This is a genomic window from Amaricoccus sp. W119 (genome assembly GCF_047275745.1).
Lineage (GTDB): Bacteria > Pseudomonadota > Alphaproteobacteria > Rhodobacterales > Rhodobacteraceae > Amaricoccus.
This window is the reverse complement of sequence record NZ_JBKQWU010000154.1, coordinates 1-2138: the sequence shown is the minus strand read 5'-3', so window position 1 is coordinate 2138 and position 2138 is coordinate 1. Positions and strand designations below refer to the sequence as shown.

General features: G+C 65.7%; 1 protein-coding gene, 1 tRNA gene and 2 pseudogenes. 3 read left to right on the top strand and 1 reads right to left on the bottom strand.

The genetic code is table 11. The annotated features are described in order from the left end of the window. The 3 genes and pseudogenes from ACLJK8_RS22545 to ACLJK8_RS22535 form a co-directional block, all read left to right on the top strand. Window positions 1–133, top strand: a pseudogene (locus ACLJK8_RS22545) (IS5/IS1182 family transposase); the annotation flags it as partial. A gap of 267 nt (window positions 134–400) precedes the next feature. Further along, a tRNA-Ala gene (locus tag ACLJK8_RS22540) sits at window positions 401–476 on the top strand. A gap of 167 nt (window positions 477–643) precedes the next feature. Next, the gene (locus ACLJK8_RS22535) at window positions 644–1246 is read left to right on the top strand and encodes a transposase (protein ID WP_413152655.1); all 603 of its coding nucleotides are present in this window, start codon (window positions 644–646) and stop codon (window positions 1244–1246) included. A 45-nt stretch (window positions 1247–1291) separates the two neighbouring features. On the opposite strand, the pseudogene ACLJK8_RS22530 reads toward ACLJK8_RS22535, so the two are convergent. After that, window positions 1292–2013, bottom strand: a pseudogene (locus ACLJK8_RS22530) (integrase core domain-containing protein); the annotation flags it as partial. Between the last annotated feature and the right edge of the window lie 125 nt (window positions 2014–2138).

The window sequence follows — 2138 nt, the reverse complement described above, 5'->3', positions numbered from 1 at the left end:
CAATCTAGTGGAGAGGTTCTTCAACCGGATCAAGCAGTTTCGAGGCATCGCCACACGCTACGACAAGGACCCGGAGAACTTCCTCGCCGCCGTCAAGCTCACAGCCGCGAGGATCCGGTGTCAGAGTTTATGAGTCGACGCCCTAGGAAACGACCATCCGGGCAGGCACCGGGATCGAGCTCCCGGCGCTCCCGCGGCGTGGCATCGGACGTGCGCGGGCGGCGACGCGGCGGCTGTCCGGGCGTGTCGGAGGTCTCCGCCACGGGTGCTTCCTCGTCCCGCCCCTACTGCGCGAGGCCAGCGTCGCTCTCGGCCGCCGGAATGAAATCGAGCGGCACTGCGAGGTCCCGCCCTTTTCCCCTTGCGCCGTGCCCGCCCTGCCCCTAAAAGCCGGCTCCACGGGGCCATAGCTCAGCTGGGAGAGCGCTTGCATGGCATGCAAGAGGTCAGGGGTTCGATCCCCCTTGGCTCCACCAGATCCAGCCGACAAATTGATGAAATTGCTGAAATGGCTGGATAGTTTCCTGATCTTTTTGGCATATTCCCCCAATTTTTCTCCATTGGGCGCGGCAGGTGGACACCCTGAAGAACCTTGACGAGGTTACCGTGATTCCCTTGGCCTGGCGGCGAAGGGGAGGCCTGGATGTCGGGTCAGCGCGGTTTCTTTGATCTGGATGAGCGGTATGCGGCGCTGTCGAAGGCGGGCGATCCGCTGGACCGGTTTGCGGGGGTGGTGGATTTCGAGCTGTTCCGGCCGGAGCTCGACAAGGCGGCAAACCGGTCCGACGGGTCGAAGGGCGGTCGCCCGCCGATGGACCCGGTGCTGATGTTCAAGGTTCTGGTGCCGCAGGCGCTCTACGGGCTGTCGGATGCGCAGGCGGAGTTCCAGATCCTGGACCGGCGCAGCTTCGGGCGGTTCCTGGGGATCGACGACGCCGACCCGGTCCCGGACGAGACGACGATCTGGCGGTACCGCGAGGCCCTGGTCCGGGCGGGGACGGTGGAGAGGCTCCTCGCCCGGTTCGATGCGCATCTGAGGGTGTCTCGCCATGGGCGGGCGGATCGTCGACGCGAGCATCGTGCCCGCGCCGCGCCAGCGAATGACCGACGCGGAGCGCGAGGGCGGGATGCGCGCTGGACGCTGAAGCGTGGCCGGCGGAAGCGTCGCCCGGACGGCACGCTGATGGAGGCGATCGCCACCCCGGTCTTCGGCTACAAGTTCCATATTGGTGTTGCCCCTGTTTAACCGGACACCTCGGCGGGTTGATGGGCGCGTCTGAACTCGCNCTGTTTAACCGGACACCTCGGCGGGTTGATGGGCGCGTCTGAACTCGCGGGGCGAGCGCATTCGTAGCCCGAAATGAGGATGGTTCTCGTTGTAGTCGTCGAACCATCCGGCGATCTGGTCAAGCGCGGTTCCGGCGTCGGGCACGGGGCTGACGCGAAGGTAGTCGCGCTTCAGGGTCCTTACGAAGGCCTCGCTCATGCCGTTGCTCTCGGGGCTCGCGACCGGCGTGAAGCAGGGAACGAGGGTTGAGCTGGATGGCGAAGACGCGGGTGTCGTGGGCGGTATAGATCGAGCCGTTGTCCGAGAGCCATTCCACCGGATGCGGCGCGCGAATACCACCGAAGCGCTCCTCGACGGCTTCGAGCATCACGTCGCGGATGTCCGAGCCACTGATCCCGGCATTCGCGGTGGCGCGCCAGGCGATGACTTCCCGGTCATGGGCGTCGAGGACGAAGGCGCTCCGGACGACCTCGCCGTTCCAACAGGTAAATTCGAAGCCGCCCGAGCAGTGAGCCAGTGAGGCGCCATTGGTTCGAGCCCACTGGCGAACGCAGGTCCGAGCGCATCACCACCACCTTGCCGTCGTGGGTACGGCCGGGGCGATCGCCGCGATGCTTCTCCAGTAGCAGGCCATGGACCTTCATCAGCCGGTAAACGCGCTTGTGGTTGGCCGGTGCGAGCCCTTCGGCGGCGAGATCCCGGTTCAGGAGCGCCGTGATGCGCCGGCGGACTTCACCTGTATAAGTCAGCACTTGATCTGACAGACGATGTCCTGAAGCTGAGGTGAGAGCCGGGGCCGGGCGTGGAGCGGTTGGGGTGGCGAAACGCCCGGCTTCGGCGTTTGGAGGGA